Source organism: Candidatus Kurthia intestinigallinarum (genome assembly GCF_003991225.1).
GTDB lineage: Bacteria > Bacillota > Bacilli > Bacillales_A > Planococcaceae > Kurthia > Kurthia populi.
This window is the reverse complement of record NZ_JTFC01000203.1, coordinates 1-1,004: the sequence shown is the minus strand read 5'-3', so window position 1 is coordinate 1,004 and position 1,004 is coordinate 1. Positions and strand designations below refer to the sequence as shown.

1 protein-coding gene is annotated in these 1,004 nt (G+C 34.4%); it reads right to left on the bottom strand.

Annotated features, from left to right (window positions below; all coding sequences use genetic code 11):
* Nucleotides 1-253 precede the first annotated feature (253 nt).
* Nucleotides 254-1,004: VanZ family protein (locus QI30_RS20745; RefSeq protein ID WP_158621110.1), on the bottom strand; the 751-nt coding region annotated here is incomplete at its 5' end.

The window sequence follows — 1,004 nt, the reverse complement described above, 5'->3', positions numbered from 1 at the left end:
GGGAATCTAATTAAATAAAAAACAGCTAACACTTTGTAGTAGTCTTAACTGCTGGATTGAACGTTCTCTATGTGGCATTGAACTGCACCTCATTTGTTAGACATACTAACAAGGAGGTGCGGTTTTTCTATGGGGAAAATGAGCGCAGAAGATAAATTAGCAGCGGTTCATACATAAATGGTCACCGCCACAATTAAAGGCTCAATTCCTAATTCTCTGGAATCAAGTCTATTTTTTTATATGATGAGATTTTTTAGAATAGTGATTTTATCTTTTCTTTTATACTGTTAATAACCTTTTGACCAACGTTCTCTTCTGTAAGTGTCATGTCCCATATTACGGCATGAGTTATTGAATCTGCACTGTCACTATTTATTTTTATTGTTAAATTATTCACTTCATTAAGAGGGACTTCAAACGACTCTATGCCATTTTTTCCCCTTGTAGTGGTTAACCCTACCGAATAAATTACTTCTCCATCGCTGATGAACTCTATTTCAATACTCTTTGTGCTTGTAGCGTTCAAAACATCGTCAGGTATTGCAACATAACCTGTCATATATTTATATTTGCTATCTAATAGATACACGAATTCATTGGTTTTTGTATGCTCTCTATCAATTAAATTTAGTTGTGGGGCTACTTCGTTTTGGCCAATTGTAAAAGTGGACAAGTTTTCATCCCATTGGATAGACTCATCTTCTTGTACCAGGTCATTCAGGGCAATAATTTTCCCTTCGCCTTTTTCTAAATATTGATTAATACCGCCAACAATTATTATTGTTCCAAGGGCAAGCACCATGGAAAGTAATACGATTTTGATAACTCCTTTTAGATTATCTCGGTTATGAGTGACGATTCGCTGTGCTGAAAACCCTACTGCAGCACCCAATGAATTTATAATAATATCATTTATATCAAAAGCTCCTAAATGTGTAAGCATTTGAATCGTTTCAAGAATTGTTATTGATACTATAAAAACGACGATAAAGCGTTTAAAACTA